The following is a 19,591-nucleotide window of genomic DNA, read 5'->3' on the forward strand; positions in this document are numbered from 1 at the left end:
CATGACCGAAACCACCCCCCACACCCCCACCCCCAAGTTCCCTCATCTCAAGGCGGACTTCACCGCCTCGCTCGTCGTGTTCCTCGTGGCACTTCCGCTGTGCGTCGGCGTGGCCGTCGCCTCCGGTGTACCCGCCGAACTCGGCCTGATCACCGGCATCGTCGGCGGTATCGTCACCGGCCTGATGCGGGGCAGCAGCCTCCAGGTGTCGGGCCCGGCCGCCGGGTTGACCGTCCTCGTCTTCGAAGCGGTGCAGGAGTTCGGCCTGCCGATACTCGGCGTCATCGTCCTCGCGACCGGCGTGCTGCAGATCGCCATGGGCGCCCTGAAGGTGGGCCGGTACTTCCGGGCCATCTCGGTCTCGGTCGTCGAGGGCATGCTCGCCGGCATCGGCCTGGTCCTGATCGCGGGCCAGATGTACTCGGTGCTCGACGCCAAGGCCCCGGAGTCGGGGCTCGGCAAGATAGCCGGACTGCCGGAGGCCTTCATCGACGCGCTCGGCAGCACCCGGGCGCTGGCCTCGCTCGCCCTCGGCGCCGGTACCGTCCTGGTCCTGGTGTTCTGGAAGTACATGCCGCGCAAGGCGCGCGTCGTGCCGGGACCGCTCGCCGCGGTGGGCCTGGCGATGCTGGCGGCGTTCGTGTTCAACGCACCTGTCGCCATGGTCGAGGTCAACGGCCTGATCGGCTCGATCCAGCCGCCGCCCCTCGGCGCGTTCGGCGAGCTCGCCACCGTCGGTGTGCTCGGCACGATCGTGGCGTTCACCCTGATCGCGTCCGCCGAGTCGCTGTTCAGCGCTGCCGCCGTGGACCGGATGCACGACGGTCCGCGCACCCAGTACGACAAGGAACTGCTCGCGCAGGGCGCGGGCAACGCGGTGTGCGGTGTGCTCGGCGCGCTGCCGATGACCGCGGTGATCGTGCGCAGCTCGGCCAATGTGCAGGCGGGCGCGAAGACGAAGGCGTCGCGCGTCATGCACGGCGTATGGCTGCTGCTGTTCGCGGCGCTGCTGCCGGCGCTGCTCGCGTACATCCCGATCCCGGCCCTCGCGGGCGTGCTGGTGCACTCCGGGGCGAAGCTGGTTCCCGTACGGGCGCTGGTGAAGCTCTGGCGCGACCATCGCGGTGAGGCGCTGATCCTGGTCGTCACCGCGGTGTCGATCGTGGCGATCAGCATGTTCGAGGGTGTGCTCATCGGCCTCGCCCTGTCGGTCATCAAGACCGCCTGGGACGCCTCGCACGTCAAGCTGGAGGTCATAGACAAGGGAGCGGGCCCGATCCAGGCTCATCTGACGGGCAACGCGACCTTCCTGAAGCTGCCGAAGATCCTCGACAGCCTGGAGGCGCTCCCGCAGGACCGCCCGGTCGAACTGAACCTGAGCGGCGTCCACCACCTGGACCACGCGTGCCGCACGGCTCTGGAGAACTGGGCCGAAAGGCACAGCTCGGCGGAGACGGAGCCGGTGAAGCTCACATCGGCCTGATCGGTCCGAGACGCATCGGCCCCGGCTCCCGTGTTCCGCACGGGAGTCGGGGCCTTCGCACGTCGGCTCTCCTGCGGCTCTCAGTCGACCACCGCTGCGACCGCCTCGACCTCGACGAGCTGGTCGGCGTAGCCGAGCACGGTGACACCCATCAAAGTGCTGGGCACGTCGTGGTCACCGAAGGCGTCACGCACCACTTCCCAGGCTGCGACGAGGTCCTCCTGCCGCGTCGACGCGACGAGGACGCGGGTGCTGATGACGTCCTCGAGACCGGCGCCGGCCGCGTCGAGGGCGACGCGCATGTTCGCGACACACTGGGCCGCCTGACCGGCGTGGTCGCCGACCGCGACGGTCGAGCCGTCCTTGTCCAACGGGCAGGAACCGGCGAGGAAGACGAGCCGCGCCTCGGCGGGCGCGGTGGCCGCGTAGGCGTACTCGGCGACATCGGAGAGGGCGTCGGAGCGGATCAGGGTGACGGCACGGGGCACGGGGTTCCCTTCGGACGGGTGCGGTGGTCCGTCATCGTGCCACGGCACCCGCCCGAACCGTCAGCGTTGCGCGGGGAGTTCGCCACAGGTGGAAGCGGCCGGCTCTCCCGAGAGGCGGTCCGTGAGCCAGTTGATGGCCGGTCCCTGGTCGGTGAGCAGCGGGGCGAAGTGGTTGATCAGGGCGCGGCCGACGTCCGGGATGTTCACCGCCTTGTACGTGACCTGGGCGCCGCGGCCGCACCAGTCGACGGCCAACTGGCGTGCCTGGCCGTGCGGGACGAGGTTGTCGCTCACGCCCGTGGCGACGCGCACCGGGCTCTGCGGCTCGATGGTGCCGATGCGCTGCTGGGCGAGGAACTCCTGGAGGCGCGGTTCGGCCTTGATGATGTCCTCGAGGCTCTTGCCGTCCTTCGTCCAGGCCGAGCTCTTCTTGGACGAGTAACCGAGGATGGCGTCGCCGACGCACGCCGTGGACAGGTCCTTCAGGGCGGCCCGACCCTTGTCGTTCAGGTGCTTGTCGGCGATCGCCCGAAGCTCCGGGTCGGACTGCAGGAACCCGTTGAGCGACCAGCCCAGCGCACCGACGAGGTCGGTGCCGTCGATGGCCTTGGTGGTCGCGGTCAGGTCGGCGGGCGGTGCCCCCGCGTACGTGCCGGAGAGCGTGACATCCGGTGCGTACGTCGGCTGGAGTTCGGCGGCAGCGGCGGTGGCGCCGCCGCCCTGGCTGTAGCCGAAGAGACCGACCCGCGAGCCGGTGGTGACGGTGGCGTCCTTGAGTGCGCGGGCGGCCCGCACGGCGTCGAGCACCGCGTGCGCCTCGTCCTGCCGGTTCACGTAGGTGTGCAGGCGGTCGGTGGCGCCCAGGCCGATGTAGTCGGTGACGACGACGGCGACGCCCTTGGCGAGGAGCCGGTAGATCGCCAGGTCCTCGTAACCGGCCACCAGCGTCTGCCCGTTGAACACGATGGGGTGCTCGAGGCCCATCGACGCGGCGCACTGGTCACCCTGCCCCTGCGTGCCGGGGGCGAGCGCGACGAGCGGACGGGGCCCGGAGCCGCGCCACTTTGCGCTGGGCTCGATGTACGCGCCCGTGGACGCCGCGGGCTTCCCGTTGGAGTCGGTGGTCTTGTACATGATGCGGGTCGCCTTGCCAGGCAACGGTCCGTGCAGACCGGGCAGGCTGAGGGCGAGCGGGAGCCCCTCGCTGCGGATCAACGAGCCGTTGGCGGCGGGCAGTTCGGCCGGCGGGTTGTAGAACGCGGGGATCGTGACACCGCGCGAGACCGTGTCGCCGGAGGCCTCCGATCCGGTGGCGGCCGCGGCGGGCACTGCCTGGGCGCCGACACATGCGGCGACGGTGACGGCAGCGGCCAGCAGGCGGGTGGGGGCGGCGGGCATGGCGAACCTCCGGTCTACGGGCGGGAGTTCACCCCCGCCTGGCGGCTGTCGGCCGGAACATCGGGCAGGCCGACGGCGCGTTCGGGGCGGTCGTCCCACCGCCACCGCACGCCTTGCCGGACGTTATCCAGAACACCGTTACCGCGGGTAGCACCGGGAAGGTTACGGTTCAGTAATTTACGGCTGCACCGCGAGCCCGAGGAGGTCGCTGACGGTGCGGACGACGCCGTTCTCGGTGTTGGCCGGGGCGCGCAGCCGGGCGCGGTCGAGGACGTCGGGGTGGGCGTTGGCCATGGCGTAGGACCAGTCGGCGGTGTCCAGCATCTCCAGGTCGTTGCGGTAGTCGCCGAACACCATGGTCTGTGCGGGCGTGACTCCCAGGGCGTCCTGGAGCCTGCGGACGGCGGCGCCCTTGTTCGCGGCCGGGTTCATGACGTCGATCCAGTGCCGGCTGGAGACGACGACCTGGTGCGAGTCGGCGAGCGGGGCGAGGAGCGGGGCGGTGGTGTCCTGCGCGTTGCCGAAGTCGAAGAGCGCGACCTTGACGAACTCGTCCTCGACGGCGGTGACGTCGGCGACGACCTCGTGGGCGGCGTAGTACGTGCGGACCTGCTCCATGAACGCCTCGTCGGAGCGCTCCACGTAGGCGGACCGCTTCCCGCAGACGACGACGCCCGCGTCGGCCCCGCCCTCGTCGACGAGGGCGCGCACCGCCTTGACGATCCACTGGACGACGGCCGGCTCCAGCGGATCGGAGCTGATCTCGGCGCCGCCACGCACGACGTAGGCGCCGTTCTCCGCGACGTACACCATGCCGCCGTCGTCCACGGCGTCGAACTGGGCGGCGAGTGTGGCGTACTGCCGGCCGCTGGCGGGGCAGAAGGCGATGCCGCGGCGGTTCATTTCGGCCAGGAGCGGCCAGAGGGAGTCCGGGATCTTCCCGTCGCCGTCGAGGAGCGTGCCGTCCATGTCGGTGACGACCAGGCGGATGTCGGGCGGGGTGGCGGTGGTCGCCTGGTGGTGCTGGGTGTTCACGGTGGTTCCTGGTTCGGTGGTGCGGGCCGCGGGCCACGGGGCGGGGGCGCGGCACCACCAGTCTATGAGGGCCGTCCCGGCCGCTCTGACCGGCCAACACTCTTGATCATGCCCACGCCCGCGCCGTACGGTTCCGGCACTCACCCCGCGCGGGTCCGACCCAACCTGGAGCACTCCATGCCCCGATTCACGCAGGACGGCACCGTTTTGCGGTACGACGACCTCGGGCCCGCGGACGGCGTCGCGATCGTGCTGATCCACGGGCATCCGTTCAACCGGACCCTGTGGGCCACTCAGGCCGACGCGCTCACGGCGGCCGGGTACCGGGTGCTCCTGCCCGATCTGCGCGGATACGGCGAGAGCGATGTCACTCCGGGGCAGGTGCTCCTCTCGCGGTTCGCGGACGACGTCGCCGCGCTCCTGGACGAGCTGGACATCGACACCGCCGTCGTCGGTGGTGTGTCCATGGGCGGCCAGATCGCCATGGAGTTCCATCTGCGGCACCCTGACCGCACCCGCGCGCTCGTCCTGTCCGACACCTCGGCGCCGCCCGAGACCCCCGAGGGCAAGGTGCACCGCAATCGGCTCGCGGTCCGGCTGCTCGCCGAGGGCATGGGCGGGTACGCGAACGAGGTCATCGACAAGATGCTCGCGCGGTACAACGTGGCCGCGCTGCCGGACGTCGCCGCACACGTCCTCGGCATGATGCAGGTCACCGACCCGCGCGGGGCCGCGGCGGCGCTGCGGGGGCGGGCCGAGCGCCCCGATTACCGTGACAGCCTCGCGGCGGCCAAGGTTCCCGCGCTCGTCGTGGTCGGCGCCGACGACGTGTACACACCGGTCTCGGACGCCGAGGAGATCGTGAAGGTGGTGCCGGACTCGGTGCTGCGGGTGATCGACGGTGCCGGGCATCTGCCGGGCGTCGAGCAGCCCGAGCTGTTCAACGCCGTGCTCCTGGACTTCCTCCGCGACCGCTGCCCGACCGGGTAGGGCGAGGTCATGACCCGTTCAGCGAGCGACCGGCTGCTCGACGCGCTCGGCGCCTTCGACCAGGACCATCCGTCGCTCACACTGACCCAGCTCGCGCACCGCGCCGAGCTTCCCCTGCCCACCGCGCACCGGATCGTCGGCGCGCTCTCCCGCTGGGGCGCCCTGGAACGCGACGAGGCGGGGAACTACCACGTGGGTCTGCGCCTGTGGGAGATCGCGGCGCTCGCCCCGCGCGGCCTCGGCCTGCGGCAGGCAGCCCTGCCGTTCCTCGAGGACCTGTACGAGGCCACGCACGAGAACGTACACCTCGCCGTGCGCGACGGCCTGGAGGTCGTCTACATCGAGCGCCTGTCGGGCCGCTCGGCGGTGGGCGTGCACTCACGGGTCGGCGCGCGCTGGCCGCTGCACGCGACGGGCGTGGGTCTGGTGCTGCTCGCACACGGCGACCTCGACCTGCAGGACCGCTATCCGCAGGGCGGGCTCGACGCGTTCACCCCCTACACCGTCACCGACGCGGTCCGGCTGCGCCGGATGCTGGCCGAAGTGCGGCGCAGCGGCGTCGCGGTGAGCGACCGTCAGATCACCGACGACGCACTCTCGGTGGCGGCTCCGGTGCGCGGGCCGCGCGGGGATGTCGTCGCCGCGGTGTCCGTCGTCGTACCGGTCGAGGGCGCGCGGACGCCCGCGCTGATTCCGGCGGTGCAGCTGGCCGGACGCGGCATTTCGCGCGCTCTGGGCTGGCAACCCGCCTCGAGCGCTCCCCCGGCTTCCGTCTGACGGAAGTCGCGTTGTGGGGCTGTGGCCCAGGTCACCAGGGTGGTCGGTGACGCGCGGCGACGGTGCCGCGCGCGGTGACTGGAGGGACACCCGTCATGACCGGAAATCCGTCGTACTCGGCCTTCGCACGCAACCAGTGGTACGTCGCCGCGTGGTCGAAGGAGGTCGGCCGGGAGCTGCTCGGCCGCACGATCCTCGGTGAGCCGATCGCCTTCTACCGCACGGAGGCCGGGGAGCCGGTCGCGCTCGCGGACCGCTGTGTGCACCGCCGCTACCCGCTGTCGGCGAGCGGGCTCGACGGGGACCGGGTGGTGTGCGGGTACCACGGGTTCACCTACGACACGACGGGCACCTGCGTGTTCGTGCCGGGGCAGAAGCGGGTGCCGCGGACCGCGCGGGTGAGCTCGTACCCGGTCGCCGAGGTCGACGGGATGGTGTGGGTGTGGGTCGGTGACCCGGAGCAGGCCGACACGAGTGCGATCCCGCGCGCCCCGCACCTGGTCGGGGACGGTTTCGTGACCGTGGAGGGCATGGAGCCGATCGACGCGGACTTCATGCTCCTGGTCGACAACCTCATGGACCTCTCCCACGAGACGTACCTGCACGGCGGGTACATCGGGACACCCGAGGTCGCCGAGACACCCATCACCACGGAGGTCGACGAGGAGTCCGGGATCGTGCGGGTGTCGCGGCACATGAAGGACGCCGAGTGCCCGCCGTTCTACGCCCGCTCCACCGGCATCGAGGGCCGCATCGACCGGCGCCAGGACATCGAGTACCACGCGCCGTGCCTGTATCTGCTGCACAGCACCATCAGCCCGTCGGGGCAGGAGACCCCCGCGTTCCGCACGGAGATCACGTACGCGATCACCCCGTCCTCGCCCGGCAAGGTGTACGACTTCTGGGCGGTGTCGCGTAACTTCGCGACCGAGGACGCCGAAGTCACCACGTTCCTGCGGGAGTTCAACCACAAGGTCGTCATGCAGGACGTGGACGCGCTGAATCTGCTGCAGCGCACCCTGGACACGGAGCCGGAGGGCTACCAGGAGCTCAGCATCAACATCGACACGGGCGGCCTGGCCGCGCGCCGCATCCTCGGGAAGCTGGCCGTCGGATGAACCGGCCCGTCTACCGCATCGAATGGCTCCCCGGCACCGACATCCTCGACGGCCACTGCCACTGCGGTGAGCGGCACACCAGCGAGGACCCGGTCGCCATGTGGGAGTGGATGCTCGCCCACCCGGACCACCCGCAGGCCCCCGACCAGAAGGACCGCACCCCGTGAGCGACCCGCTCCTCCCTCTCGACACGTACGACCTCGTCGTCGCCGAACGCCGCCAGGAGGCCGAAGGTGTCGTCTCCCTGCTCCTGCGCCGCCCGGACGGCGCCCCGCTGCCCGCCTGGGAGGCGGGCGCCCACATCGACCTGATCCTCTCCGAGGCCGAGGGTCTTGAAAGGCAGTACTCGCTGTGCGGCGGAGACGCGCACTCCTGGCGGATCGCGGTGCTGCACGAGCGGGACGGGCGGGGCGGCTCGGCGCATGTGCACGGCGAGCTTCGGGAAGGCGCGGCGGTACGTGCCCGTGGGCCGCGCAACCACTTCCGGCTCGAACCGGCACCCGCGTACCGGTTCGTCGCGGGCGGCATCGGCATCACGCCGATCCTGCCGATGCTGGCCGCGGCGGCCGACCAGGGTGCGCGGTGGTCCCTGCATTACGGAGGGCGTTCCCGCGCGACGATGGCGTTCGCCGAGGAGTTGGCCGCCCGGCACCCCGGCGGACGGATCGAGCTCGTCGAGGGACTGCTCGACCTCCCCGCGGTCCTCGCGGACCGGCGGCCCGGTGAACTCGTCTATGCCTGCGGACCGGAGCCGCTCCTCGCCGCCGTCGAGGAGCTGGTGCCGGCCGAAGCGCTGCGCACGGAGCGGTTCACCCCGACGGCGGCCGACACCAGCGGCGACACGGCCTTCGAGGTCGAACTCGCCTCCTGCGGCCGGACGTTGAAGGTCCCGGCGGACCGGACGATCCTCGCCACGTTGCAGGAGGCCGGGATCCAGGTGCTGTACTCCTGCACCGAGGGCACGTGCGGCACCTGCGAGACGGACGTGCTCGCCGGGGAGGTCGACCACCGCGACAGCGTGCTCACGGCCGCCGAGCGGGACGCGAACGAGACGATGATGGTGTGCGTCTCGCGGGCGAAGGGCGAGCGGCTCACGCTCGATCTGTGACAGCCCCGTCCGTGGCGGCCTCCGACTGCGCCTCGTGTTCCGCGCGGCGCAGCAGCGTGGCAGCCAGCAGGCCGCCCGTCAACACGGCGGCCGCGCCGACGAGTTGACCGGTCTCCAGGGCGGAGCCGAACGCCCGCGTCACCGTGCGGCGTTCGGCCGCCGAGTCGGTCGCGGCGAGGGCGGCGGGCAGCGAGGCCGCGGCCACCGGGACGAGTGCGGAGAAGCGGGCGCTGAGCACGGCGCCGAGGACGGCGACGCCGAGGCCGCTGCCGAACTCGGTGACCGTGCCCTGGATTCCGGCGCCCGCCCCCGCCTTCTCGCGGGGGATCGCGCCCATCACGGCGACGGCCATCGCCGGGTTGGCGAACGCGCAGCCGACGCCCATGAGGACGAGCCCGACGAGCAGTCCCCCGTAGCCGTCCACGACGCGCCCGGCGAGGGCGACCGCGGCGAGTCCGCAGGCGAGCAGGGTCATGCCGACGGCCACGGACCCCGGGATGCCGAGCCGCTTGCTCAACCGGGCCGAAAGTCCACTGAAGTTGAGCAGCACGACGGTGAGCGCGAACGGGGCGGTGCGCAGCCCGGCCTCCAACGGGCCGTAGCCCAGGACGAATTGGAGCTGCTGCGTGAGCAGGAAGAGCGCTCCCCCGCTGCCGAAGGTGATCAGCACGGCGCCGATCACGGCCCCGGTGAACGTCCGGTTGCGGAAGAAACTCATGTCGAGCATCGGGTCGGTGACCCGCCGCTCCCACAGCACGAACCCGGTCAGCGCGCACACCCCGAGGCCCGCGCCCGCGAGCACGTAAGGGGAGGACCAGCCGTGGTCGGGTCCCGAGACGACGGCGTAGACGAGGGATCCCATCGCGATCGTCGACAGGAGCGCGCCGAGCACGTCGGGCCGGTGACTCTGCTCGGCCCTGCTCTCCGGCACGAGGACGCTCACGGCACACAGGCCGAGCAGCACGACGGGCACGTTGACGATGAAGAGCGAGCCCCACCAGAAGTGCGCGAGGAGGACGCCGCCGACCAGCGGTCCCGCCGCGAAGCCGAGGGCGTTGACGGCGGCCCAGACGCCGATGGCGCGGACGCGTTCGTCGTCGTCGAAGACCTGCACGGCCACCGCGAGGGTGGTGGTCAGCAGCAGTGCGCCACCCACGCCCATGCCGGCGCGCGCGGCGATCAGCTGGCCGGTGGTGTGGGAGAGCGCGGCGGCGAGCGAGCCCGCGCCGAACAGCAGGAGACCGGTCAGGAGCAGCTTCTTGCGGCCGTAGCGGTCCGCGGCGGCCCCGGCCGCGAGCAGCAGTCCCGCCTGCACCAGCACGTACGCGTTGATGATCCACTGGACGTCTGCGGTGCCGGCGCCGAGGTCGTCGGTGAGCGTGGGGACGGCGACGTTGAGGATCGTGTTGTCGAGGATGACGACGAGTTGGGCGAGGCAGATCACGCCGAGGATGAGCCAGCGGCGCGGGTCCCTCGGCCGGGCGGGCGCGGGTGCGGTCGGCTGTTCGGCGGCGGGCGTCGCCGTCATGCGGGCTCCTTGTGGGCAGGGTGGGCAGGCGGAGAACACGGGGACCACCCCGCTGGTTAGGTAACCCTAACTCAACGGATGGCCCGCGTCCGCCCCACCCCACCTGGGCCTATAGGGCGCGGTGCATGATGTGCAGTCCGACCCTGCCGTGCCGCGGGTGGTCGTACGCCTCGGGCACCGTGCCGAGGATCGTGAAGCCGAGCGAAGTCCACAGCCGTACGGCCGGGTTGGTCTCGACGACGGCGTTGAAGACCATGGCGCGGTAGCCGTCCCCCTTCGCCACGGTCAGTACGTGTTCGGCGAGGGCGCGGCCATGGCCGTGGCCGCCGTGGTCGGGGTCGACCATGAAGCCGGCGTTCGCGGTGTCCCGCGCCGGGCCGCCGTAGTTGGGCTTCACGTAGGCCGTCGCGACGAGCGTGCCCGCGTCGTCCTCCATGACGAGGACGCGCTTGCCCGCGCCCTCGGTCCACAGGGCGCGGGCCTCGGGCTCGCTGGTGCCGGGGTCCCAGGCGTAGGTCTCGCCCGCGCGCACGATCCGCCGCCAGAACGGCCAGATCCGTTCCCAGTCCCCGTCCCGGATGTCTCTGATCTTCATGGGGCCGAGTCTGGCACGGGGCCCGGCCGCTCTGCCGGGGCGCCCAGTTGGTGAACTCGGGGCCGGTCAGCCGGTGAACGCCGCGCTCGGTGACCTGGCCCCACGGTCCTCGGATGCCGGAGGAGCCAGCAGCAGCATCGCACCGAGGCCGAGTGCCGCGACGCCCGCGAAGAACCAGAAGCCCCAGGGGTGGGCGATGCCCGCCGTGACCAGGGCGCCGGTCACGAACGGTCCGGTGATCGAGCCGAGCCGGCCCACCGCGGAGGCGAGGCCGAGCGCGGTGCCGCGGGTGCGTGCCGGGAAGACATGGGCCACGTACCCGTAGATGAGGACCTGCGCGGAGAACACGAAGACGCCGGTAAGCAGCACCAGCGCGTTGAGCAGCAGGCTGCTCTCGATGCGCAGGCTCAGGACGGCGAGCAGCACGGCTCCCGCCGCGAACCAGACGCGGGCCACACGCCGGATGCCGTACTTGTCGGCGACGATCCCGGCGACGACGAGCCCGATGACGGCGCCGACGTTGAGAACCAGCAGCAGCGCGATGGAGCGGGAGATGGGGTAGCCGGCGCTGCGCATGAGTTGGGGCAGCCAGGTGTTGAGCCCGTAGACGAGCAGCAGCCCCATGAAGGAGCCGCCCCACACGGCGAGCGTGGTGCGGCGCACGCGCGGGCCGAGCAGGTCGCGCATGCCGATGCGTTCGGCCTCGGGCTGCTGCTTGGCGGCGAGGTACGCCGCGGACTCCGGCAGCTTCCACCACATCAGCGGCACGACGAGCAGGCCCGCGACTCCCCCGCCGTAGAACAGCCAGTGCCAGTCACCGGCCACGGCCAGCGCGAGCACCGAGGTGAGCACCGCGCCGACGTGGTAGCCGGTCATGGTGAACGTACTGGCGCTGGCGCGGCGGCGTTCGGGCAGGTTCTCCGACATGACGGTCAGGGCGACCGGCATGCAGGCGCCGAGGCCGAGCCCTGCGAGGAAGCGCAAGCCGCCGAACACGGCGACGTTCGGGGCGAGCGGTGTCACGAGGGTGAACACCGAGAACAGCAGCACCGAGCCGATGAGCATGCCGCGCCGGCCGAAGCGGTCGGTGAGCGGTCCGAGCCCCGCGGCGCCGACCGCGACCCCGACGAGGGACACGGTGGCGACCGCGGTGGCATCGGCCGCGGTGAATCCGAGGTGGTGCGTCTTGAGCAGGGTGGGGATGGTGGCGCCGAGCGCCACCAGGTCGTACCCCTCGAGCAGTACGGTCAGCCAGCACAGCACCGCCGTGCCGGCTGCCCGCGTGGGAGACGTCGTCATTGGCGTGCTCCTTGCCTGATGAGCGGATGGGGACGGGGACGCGCTGCTCCTAGGGGACAGGGACTGCGGTACCGGGACCTTCCGTGGGGATCAGAAGGGGTACGGCGCGATCTGCGGGCGCACGGTCACCCACTGCGTCTCGGTGAACGCCTCGATGTTTGCCTGCGCGCCGCCGAACCGGGATCCGTTGCCGGAGTCGCCGACACCGCCGAAGGGCGCGGCGGGCTCGTCCATGACGGTCTGTTCGTTGATGTGCACCTTGCCGGAGCGGATCCGGTCGGCGAGGGTCATCGCGGTGCCGACGTCGCCGAGGATGCCGACGGACAGGCCGTACGGCGACGCGTCGACGATGCGGGCCGCCTCGTCGAGGTCGCGGTACGTGCGCACGGGTGCGACGGGCCCGAAGATCTCCTCGCGCCAGGCCGGGCTGTCGTCGTCGAGGCCGGTGAGCACGGTCGCCGGGTAGTACGGGGCGTCGGCCTCGCCGCCCGCGACGACCTTCGCGCCCGCGGCGACGCTGTCGGTCACCACCTTGTCGATGTGGGCGAGTTGCCGGCTGTCGATGATCGGGCCGAGTGCGACGTCGCCTGCGGCGGGGTCGCCGACGGGCAGGTTTGCGGCCTTCTCGGCGAGCAGCGCCACGTACTCCTCGGCCTGCGACTCGTGGACGAGGTGGCGGCCGGTCGCCATGCAGATCTGGCCCTGGTGGAGGTACGAGCCGAACGCGCCGGCCGATGCGGCCGCCGGGAGGTCGGCGCCGTGGAGCACGACGAGCGCGTTGTTGCCGCCGAGTTCGAGGTGGACCTTCTTGAGGTTGCGGGCGGCGGCCTCACCGACCTTGCGTCCGGCGGCAGTTGATCCGGTGAAGGAGACGACGGAGACCTCGGGTGCCTCGACGACGGCGGCGCCGACGCTCGCGTCGCCGGGCAGCAGGTGCAGCAGCCCCTCGGGAAGCCCCGCCTCCTCGAAGATGCGGACGATGGTGACTCCGCCGCAGACCGCGGTGCGCGGGTCCGGCTTGAGGAGCACGGCGTTGCCGAGGGCGAGCGCGGGCGCGACGGAGCGGATGCCGAGGATCAGCGGGAAGTTGAACGGCGCGATGACCGATACGACGCCCGCGGGTACGCGGCGCGCGAACGACCAGCGGGGCTCGCCGCTGCTGAGCACGTCGCCGAGCGGGTGTGCGGGCAGGGCCGCGTCCTCGTAGCACTCGGCGGCGGCGAAGTCCGTCTCGACGGTGGCCTTGGCGCGCGTCGAGCCTGCCTCGCGGACGATCCAGTCCTTGATCTCCTCGGCGTGCTCGGCGAACAGGTCGCCGGCCCGGCGCAGCACGGCGGCGCGCTCGGCGGGGGCGGTGCGGGCCCACTCCTGCTGCGCCTCGGCGGCGCGGGCCGCGGCACGGGTCACGTCGTCGGCGGTGGCGTTGCCGATCGCACCGAGCCGCTGCCCGGTGGCGGGTTCGACGACGGCGGAGGTGCCCCCACTTCCCTCGGTCCAGCCGTCGAGGTGGATCCGTTCGTGCCATACGGGGTCTTCGAGGAGAGTCATGTTCACTCCGGTGAGGTGGGGTGGGTGTCGACCTGGATGAGCCGGGGCCCGTCGGTCGCGTTCTTCTTCAACTGCTCGCGCAGGTCGGCAAGTTCGGTCACGGCGGTGGCGGGCACGCCGTAGCCCGCGGCGAGCGCGGTGAAGTCGAGGCCGGGGATCTCGGTGCCCGGCACGTCCGGGGTGTCGAGCAGCGTCCCGAACCAGCGCAGCGCACCGTAGGTGCCGTTGCGCAGGATGAGGAAGGTGACCGGCACCCGGTAGCGGGCGGCGCTCCACAGCGCCGTGATCCCGTAGTTGGCGGAGCCGTCGCCGACGACCGCGACGACCGGGCGGTCGGGGTCGCCCATCGCCGCGCCGACGGCGGCGGGCAGGCCGAAGCCGAGCCCGCCGGAGGCCGGGAAGAAGTAGGAGCCGGGGCGTCGCAGGTCCATCTGCCGCCACCAGGCGCCGTTGGTGGAGGTCGACTCGACGACGTAGCGGGTGTCGGGTGACTGGGTGTCGCGGAGGGCGGCGAAGACTTCCTCGGGGTGGAGGGCGTCGCCGGAGGTGGTGGCGGGTTCGGGCGGAGGCGTGAACTCCCTTGGCCCGCTTGCGCGTTGCGGCAGCCGGTCCAGCAGTGCCGTCAGCACGGGGCCCGGATCCGCGACCAGCGCCTCCCCCATCGGCGCGCGGGCCGCGGCACCCGCGTCGTCGGTGACCTGGATCAGCCGGGCGCCGTCCGGCAGATAGGGGCCCGGCACGTGCTGGTGGTAGCGGAAGACGGGCGCGCCGACGACGAGCACCAGGTCGTGCCCGGCCAGCGCCGACGACACGGAGCCGATTCCGGCGGGCAGCACACCGCGCAGCAGCGGGTGCCGGTTGGGGAACGGGAGGCGGTGCGGCGAGGGCGCCACCCACACCGGCAGATCGAGGTGTTCGGCGCAGGCCACGGCCCGGTCGAAGTACCCGGCCGCGTCGATGTCACCGCCGAGGACGAGCACGGGATTGCGGGCGGCACCCACTTCCCTTACGAGGTCGTCGAGTTGGGCCTCGTCCGGGGCGAGCCCGCGCCGCACCCGCCGCTCCAGAACCTCGCAGGCCCCCGGGTCGACGTCGGCGTCCCAGTCGTCGTACGGAACGGACAGATAGGTCGGGCGGCGCTGCAGCTCGGCCTCGAAGACCGTCTGGGCCAGCGAGCGCGGGACGTCGGCGGCGCAGGCCGGTTCGGCGGAGTGGCCGACGAGCGGGCGCATCAGCTGCGGGGCGTCGACGTTGGCGAGCATCGCCTCAAGGCCGACGGCGGAGCGCACCTGCTGGCCCGCCGTGAGCACCAGGGGCGAGCGCGCGTACACCGCGTTGGTGAGCGCGCCCATCGCGTTGCCGGAACCGGCGGCCGCGTGCAGATTGACCAGCGCGGGGCGTCCGGTGGCCTGGGCGTATCCGTCGGCCATGCCGACGACGACGCCTTCGTGCAGGCCGAGGACGTAGCGGAAGGACTCGGGCAGTCCCGCCAGGAAGGGCAGTTCGTTCGATCCGGGGTTCCCGAAGATCGTGGTCAGGCCCTGTCGCTCCAGGAACGAGTGGGCGATCCGGCGTGCGGTCGGCATGCGCGCAGTCCTCCTTGACCGGCGGTGATGTGGTTGAGCCTAGAAATAAAGCCGACCGTGCTCCAATCAATGTTGCCTACCCGTTTCATAGACAGATTCGATAATGGGGGCGGCAGACGAATGGGCAGCGGACGGGAGCGACCATGCGGGACTTCGACCTCAACCTCGTACGGACCTTCGTGCTGCTCTACGAGACCCGGAGCGTGACGGCGACCGCCGAGGCCCTGCACGTCACCCAGCCGACCGTGAGCTATGGGCTGCAGAAGCTGCGCCGCCGCTTCGACGACGAACTCTTCCGCCGCACCGGCGCGGGGCTCGCCCCGACGACCACGGCGCGCGCCCTGTACGAGCCGCTGCACCGCGCCCTCTCGGAGATCGAGACGACGGTGAGCGGCTCCCGCTCCTTCGACCCGGCGACGGCGCGCCCCGCGTTCACCGTGTGCCTGTCCGACCTGGGCGAGGTGGCCCTGCTGCCGCGCCTGATGGCCGCGCTGCCGCGACAGGCGCCGGGCGCCACGCTCACGGTGCGGCCGCTCGACATCCGTGGCGCCGCCGACCAGTTGGGCCGCGGGGAGATCGACGCGTTCATCGCCTCGCCGCTGCTCGGCTCGGCGCGGGTGGCGCGGATCCCGCTGTTCTCCGAGGGTTACGTCGCCGTGGTGGCCCGCGACCACCCGCGGCTGCGCGGCCGCTCCGTGGACCTGACCGCGCTCGGCGCCGAGCAGCACGTGACGGTCTCAGGACCCGCCGGGCACGAGGGGCCGCGCCGCGCCCTGGAGGCGCACGGTCTGCTGCACCGCGTGGTCCTTGACGTGACCCGGTTCGCGGGCCTGCCGTATCTCATCCAGGACAGCGAACTCGTCGCGGTGGCGCCCCGGCTGGTGGCCCGCATGTTCGCCGCCGACCACCGGGTGCGGCTCCTTGAACTTCCGATCGACATCGAACCGGCGCAGGTCTCGGTCTACGCCCGGCACGCGCACGCCCGCACTCCGGCGCAGCACTGGCTGGTGGACTTCATGCGGGACACGTTGGTCGACGCGACGGAGGCGTGAAGCACGGCGCCCGTCTTGAGGGGCGGGCGCCGTCGTGTTGTCAGTCGTTGCGCGCCGTCTCCGGTCCGGTGATCCGCCGCAGCAGCGGCAGCGTGGAGGCGATGACGGCGAGCGAAACGACGATCCCCGCCAAGGTCAGTCCGTAGTAGCCGATTCCCGGGGCTCGTATCGAGTAGCCGTACTGCGCCTGGAGGAACAGCTGCGCGGTCAGGAAGCCCAAGCCGATGGCGAGCGCCGCGACGATCAGCAGCGGCGCCGCGCTCTCCAGGAGTACCACCCGGCGCAGCGTGCGCAGCGGCACGCCGGTGAGCCGCAGGAGGGCGAAGGGGCGCTTGCGTTCGTTGAGTCCGCCCGCGACCGCGACCGCGAGGCTGCATCCGGCGATCGGGAAGCTGATCACGATGACGACGGTGGCCAGTTGCCGGTATCCCGCGATGTCGTCCCACCGCTGCGCGGAGTCCTCCTCGACGGTGTACGGCGGCAGTTCGTCGGGGTACGCGGTGGTGAGGAGCGTGCGGACGCGCTCGACCGCCGCGTTGGAGCCGTCCGTCGTCACCACGATCTCCTGCACCGGCAGTGTCGCAAGGCGTCGCGGGGTGATGTCCGCCGCGGGCCAGACGGTCGGCCAGGCCCGATCCTCCTGCATGCCGAAGTGCGAGAAGTCCGGTGGGATCGCGGCGGCTCCGGCGCCCGCCCGGCAGTCGTTGTGCGCGGGCATCCGCGCCAGTTCGGCGCAGGAGACCAGGCCGGCGAGGATCGGCGGCTCCCCCTTGGGCGGGTGGGGGGCCACGGGGTCCGGGATGCCGAGCGGGTTCGTCCGGATCACCATCAGGCCCCGGACGCCGGGCACGGACTCCAGAGCTGACCGGGTCTCGTCGGGGAGCGCCGGCGGCGGCTTCCGGTCGCTCCGGGCCCCGAACTGCCGGTCGTAATCGGCGACCACCGAGCTGCCGAACGCCGCGTTGTCCTCGGGCATCCCGCTCTCCGCGACGACCGCGGTGATGATCCCGACCGCCGTGCTGGTGACGCAGAGCGCCAGGACCAGTCCGCTGACCGCGCGGAACCCGGCCTTCGGGTCGTCGGCGAGGCGCCGCCCCGCGACCAGCAGCGCCGGTCGGCGGGTGAACCGGACGAGGAGACGCGCCCCGGCCATCGTCAGCCACGGGCCCGCGAGGACGATGCCGATCAGGATCAGCAGGATGCCGGGGACGAAGGCGAGTATCTGGCCGCCGCTTCCCTCGGGGACCCGCCCGATGACCCACCACAGCTGCCCGATGCCGAGGGCCAGCGGGATCAGCCGCCAGGCCCGCGGCGGCCGCGGAGTGGTCCTGCGGGTGACGCCGAGCGGCGAGACGCGCACACGGCGCAGCGCGAGGCGCGACGCGATGGCCGCGCCCACCGGCACGCCCACGGCGACGAGCAGGATCTCGCCCACACCGAGTGACATGTCTGTGGTGAAGAACGGGGTGCCGGTCAGGTCGGCGCGGGCCACCAGGGGCCGCAGGGCGTACCAGAAGCCGAAACCCACCGCCGTACCGGCGACGGCGGCGACCGCGGACTCGACCGTGGAGATCAGCGACACCTGACCCGGTGTCGCGCCGACCAGCCGCATCGCGGCGAACCGCTGCTCGCGGCGGGCGGCGGCGAGGCGGCTCGCCGTCCCGGTCAGGATCAGCACGGGGAAGATCAGGGCCACGACCACCACGGAGAGGATGAGCGCCATGCCTTCGGCGTTGATCCCTGCGGCGATGTCGCAGTTCGGGCCGTTGCAGCGGCTGGGCGAGCGGGTCTCGATGGTGGTGACGCGCCGGGCGCCGTCCTTGCCCGCGAGCTCGCTCGGGCGGTGCCCGACGACGACGATCAGGGAGTCGGGCCCGGGCAGCGCCGCCCGGCCGACCTCGCCCGCCGGGCGACCGGGGTAGCGGTCGGCCAGTTCGGCCGCGGGTGCGGCGCGCAGCAGCTCGGCGAGGGCCGGCGAGACGTAGTACTCGCCGGGTCCCGGTAGCCGGGGCAGGCCGGGCGGCACCGGGGCGTCCGGCCCGGTGGCCGCCACGTCGACGCGGCCGATGAGCCCGCCGTCGTAGTGGTCGGCCCGCAGCAGCCACCACAGCGGGTCGGCGCCGGCGACCCGCGCGTTACGGCTCTGGGTGAACTCGGCGCCGGTGTTGAGCCAGGCGTTGCGGTCGTTCTGGGTACGCGTCGCCTCGATGGCGGCGAGTGTGGAGAGCAGCAGCGCGACGCCCACCGCCACCGCCGCGGCGATCACGGTCAGCCGCACCAGGGCCTCGCGGCCGCCCGCGACGGTGAGGCGGAGCGCGAGCCGGATCATGAGACGGCCCGTTCGATGGAGAGCGGTGTCACCTTGCCGTCGCGGACGATGACCTCCCGGTCGGCGAAGGCGGCGACGCGCGGCTCGTGGGTGACGAGGACGACGGTGGTGCCCTGCTCGCGGGCGGAGCCGACCAGCAGGTCCATCACCTGTTCACCGGTGAGCGAGTCGAGGGCCCCGGTCGGCTCGTCGGCGAAGAGCACGCGCGGCCGGGCGACCAACGCCCGTGCCAGCGCGACCCGTTGGGCCTGCCCGCCCGACAACTCTCCGGACCTGCGCCCTTCGAGGCCGGCCAGACCGAGCCGCTCGAACCAGCCGCGGGCCTCGCGCAGCGCGGTGGATCGGCGGCCACGCGCGAGGAGCAGCGGCAGCGCCACGTTCTCCTCGGCCGTCAGCTCCGGTACGAGCTGGCCGAATTGGAAGACGAAGCCGAAGCTGTCCCGGCGCAGCGCGCTGCGTTCGGTCTCCCGCAGGGCGTCGACGCGCCGACCGTCGTAGAGGATCTCGCCCTCGTCGGGCACCAGGATTCCCGCGAGGCAGTGCAGCAGCGTCGACTTGCCGGAGCCGCTCGGCCCCGTCACGGCGACGATCTCGCCCTGCGCCACGGACAGTTCGGCGCCCCTCAGTGCGGGCGTGCGGCCGAACGAGAGCACCACGTCGCGCGCCTCCACCAGTCCTGTCACCGCACTCATCACCGCACCTCCGCCGCGAGCGCACCGAGCCGCGCCACCGTCATGTCGATCCAGCGCAGGTCGGCTTCGAGGTGGAAGAGACCGTGGTCGGCGAGCAGCCTGTCGACGAGCCCCCCGGCGCGGCGCAGCTCGGTCAGCTCGCGCATCCGCTGCATGTGGGCGGCCCGCTGGGTGTCGAGGTACGCCTGGGCGTCCCGCTCCAGGAGCAGCGCGAGGACGACCTTGGTGAACAGCACGGTCTGCAGGTGCTGTTCGGGGGCGACCGGCTCGACGAGCCAGGCCTCCACCTGCGTGACCCCGCTGTCGGTGATCACGTACCGCTTGCGGTCAGGGCCCTCCCCCGGCTCGGACTCGCCGACCGCCACCTTCCCGTCCCGGGCGAGGCGGCGCAGCGTCGAGTAGACCTGGCCGTACGGCAGTGGCTTGCCGCGGCCGAAGTAGGTGTCGTAGTTCCGCTTGAGGTCGTAGCCGTGGCTCGACTCACGTTCGAGGAGCCCGAGGAGCGCCAGAGGAACGGTCATACCTTGGTGTATACGCCGGGTGTATACGCCCGATCAATACGCCA

18 protein-coding genes are annotated in these 19,591 nt (G+C 72.2%); 7 read left to right on the plus strand and 11 right to left on the minus strand.

Annotation, left to right across the window (positions count from 1 at the left end; all coding sequences use genetic code 11):
- Window position 1 precedes the first annotated feature (1 nt).
- Window positions 2–1,483: a SulP family inorganic anion transporter gene (locus tag ACOKM3_RS00535; RefSeq protein WP_426895729.1), complete on the plus strand. Its 1,482-nt coding sequence runs from the start codon at window positions 2–4 to the stop codon at window positions 1,481–1,483.
- An 80-nt stretch (window positions 1,484–1,563) separates the two neighbouring features.
- Here the strand turns inward: ACOKM3_RS00535 and ACOKM3_RS00540 are convergent, their stop codons facing one another.
- From ACOKM3_RS00540 to ACOKM3_RS00550, 3 genes are all read right to left on the minus strand, one after another.
- Window positions 1,564–1,971, minus strand: a complete 408-nt coding sequence (locus ACOKM3_RS00540) for a RidA family protein (protein ID WP_426895731.1) — start codon at window positions 1,969–1,971, stop codon at window positions 1,564–1,566.
- Between the two features lie 60 nt (window positions 1,972–2,031).
- The gene (locus tag ACOKM3_RS00545) at window positions 2,032–3,369 is read right to left on the minus strand and encodes a lipase family protein (protein ID WP_426895732.1); all 1,338 of its coding nucleotides are present in this window, start codon (window positions 3,367–3,369) and stop codon (window positions 2,032–2,034) included.
- A 177-nt stretch (window positions 3,370–3,546) separates the two neighbouring features.
- Complete coding sequence (locus ACOKM3_RS00550; RefSeq protein WP_426895734.1) at window positions 3,547–4,404, minus strand: Cof-type HAD-IIB family hydrolase; 858 nt, start codon at window positions 4,402–4,404, stop codon at window positions 3,547–3,549.
- Window positions 4,405–4,581: 177 nt separating this feature from the next.
- Here ACOKM3_RS00550 and ACOKM3_RS00555 point away from each other — a divergent pair, with 177 nt between their 5' ends.
- From ACOKM3_RS00555 to ACOKM3_RS00575, 5 genes are all read left to right on the plus strand, one after another.
- Window positions 4,582–5,394: an alpha/beta fold hydrolase gene (locus ACOKM3_RS00555; RefSeq protein WP_426895735.1), complete on the plus strand. Its 813-nt coding sequence runs from the start codon at window positions 4,582–4,584 to the stop codon at window positions 5,392–5,394.
- A 9-nt stretch (window positions 5,395–5,403) separates the two neighbouring features.
- Entirely contained in the window at window positions 5,404–6,171 is a 768-nt protein-coding gene (locus ACOKM3_RS00560) for an IclR family transcriptional regulator (protein WP_426895737.1), read from the plus strand.
- A gap of 95 nt (window positions 6,172–6,266) precedes the next feature.
- Window positions 6,267–7,289 carry an aromatic ring-hydroxylating dioxygenase subunit alpha gene (locus tag ACOKM3_RS00565; RefSeq protein ID WP_426895739.1) on the plus strand — a complete coding sequence of 341 codons (1,023 nt, stop codon included), beginning with the start codon at window positions 6,267–6,269 and terminating at the stop codon, window positions 7,287–7,289.
- A complete protein-coding gene (locus ACOKM3_RS00570; protein ID WP_426895741.1) occupies window positions 7,286–7,456 on the plus strand; it encodes a hypothetical protein in 171 nt (56 codons plus the stop codon). The genes ACOKM3_RS00565 and ACOKM3_RS00570 overlap by 4 nt, the downstream gene beginning before the upstream one ends.
- Complete coding sequence (locus ACOKM3_RS00575; protein WP_426895743.1) at window positions 7,453–8,397, plus strand: PDR/VanB family oxidoreductase; 945 nt, start codon at window positions 7,453–7,455, stop codon at window positions 8,395–8,397. Before ACOKM3_RS00570 ends, ACOKM3_RS00575 begins: the two co-directional genes overlap by 4 nt.
- Here ACOKM3_RS00575 and ACOKM3_RS00580 read toward each other — a convergent pair.
- From ACOKM3_RS00580 to mdlC, 5 genes are all read right to left on the minus strand, one after another.
- On the minus strand, window positions 8,381–9,925 hold the full coding sequence (locus ACOKM3_RS00580; protein WP_426895745.1) for an MFS transporter: 1,545 nt from the start codon (window positions 9,923–9,925) through the stop codon (window positions 8,381–8,383). The genes ACOKM3_RS00575 and ACOKM3_RS00580 overlap by 17 nt on opposite strands.
- A gap of 109 nt (window positions 9,926–10,034) precedes the next feature.
- Entirely contained in the window at window positions 10,035–10,520 is a 486-nt protein-coding gene (locus tag ACOKM3_RS00585) for a GNAT family N-acetyltransferase (protein ID WP_426895746.1), read from the minus strand.
- 66 nt (window positions 10,521–10,586) lie between these two features.
- Window positions 10,587–11,819 carry an MFS transporter gene (locus ACOKM3_RS00590; RefSeq protein ID WP_426895747.1) on the minus strand — a complete coding sequence of 411 codons (1,233 nt, stop codon included), beginning with the start codon at window positions 11,817–11,819 and terminating at the stop codon, window positions 10,587–10,589.
- Between the two features lie 90 nt (window positions 11,820–11,909).
- On the minus strand, window positions 11,910–13,367 hold the full coding sequence (locus ACOKM3_RS00595) for a benzaldehyde dehydrogenase (protein WP_426895749.1): 1,458 nt from the start codon (window positions 13,365–13,367) through the stop codon (window positions 11,910–11,912).
- Window positions 13,368–13,369: 2 nt separating this feature from the next.
- Complete coding sequence (mdlC, locus tag ACOKM3_RS00600; protein ID WP_426895751.1) at window positions 13,370–14,953, minus strand: benzoylformate decarboxylase; 1,584 nt, start codon at window positions 14,951–14,953, stop codon at window positions 13,370–13,372.
- A gap of 143 nt (window positions 14,954–15,096) precedes the next feature.
- Between mdlC and ACOKM3_RS00605 the strand changes: the two genes are divergently transcribed.
- A complete protein-coding gene (locus ACOKM3_RS00605; protein ID WP_426895753.1) occupies window positions 15,097–16,005 on the plus strand; it encodes a LysR family transcriptional regulator in 909 nt (302 codons plus the stop codon).
- Window positions 16,006–16,045: 40 nt separating this feature from the next.
- On the opposite strand, the gene ACOKM3_RS00610 is transcribed toward ACOKM3_RS00605, so the two are convergent.
- From ACOKM3_RS00610 to ACOKM3_RS00620, 3 genes are read right to left on the minus strand one after another with little or no spacing between them, the layout of a single operon-like run.
- On the minus strand, window positions 16,046–18,334 hold the full coding sequence (locus ACOKM3_RS00610) for an FtsX-like permease family protein (RefSeq protein WP_426895755.1): 2,289 nt from the start codon (window positions 18,332–18,334) through the stop codon (window positions 16,046–16,048).
- On the minus strand, window positions 18,331–19,026 hold the full coding sequence (locus ACOKM3_RS00615) for an ABC transporter ATP-binding protein (protein ID WP_426895756.1): 696 nt from the start codon (window positions 19,024–19,026) through the stop codon (window positions 18,331–18,333). Before ACOKM3_RS00615 ends, ACOKM3_RS00610 begins: the two co-directional genes overlap by 4 nt.
- On the minus strand, window positions 19,026–19,547 hold the full coding sequence (locus ACOKM3_RS00620) for a PadR family transcriptional regulator (RefSeq protein WP_426895758.1): 522 nt from the start codon (window positions 19,545–19,547) through the stop codon (window positions 19,026–19,028). The genes ACOKM3_RS00615 and ACOKM3_RS00620 overlap by 1 nt, the downstream gene beginning before the upstream one ends.
- Window positions 19,548–19,591 lie beyond the last annotated feature (44 nt).

The sequence above is a fragment of the Streptomyces nidicola genome, from assembly GCF_050106155.1.
GTDB lineage: Bacteria > Actinomycetota > Actinomycetes > Streptomycetales > Streptomycetaceae > Streptomyces.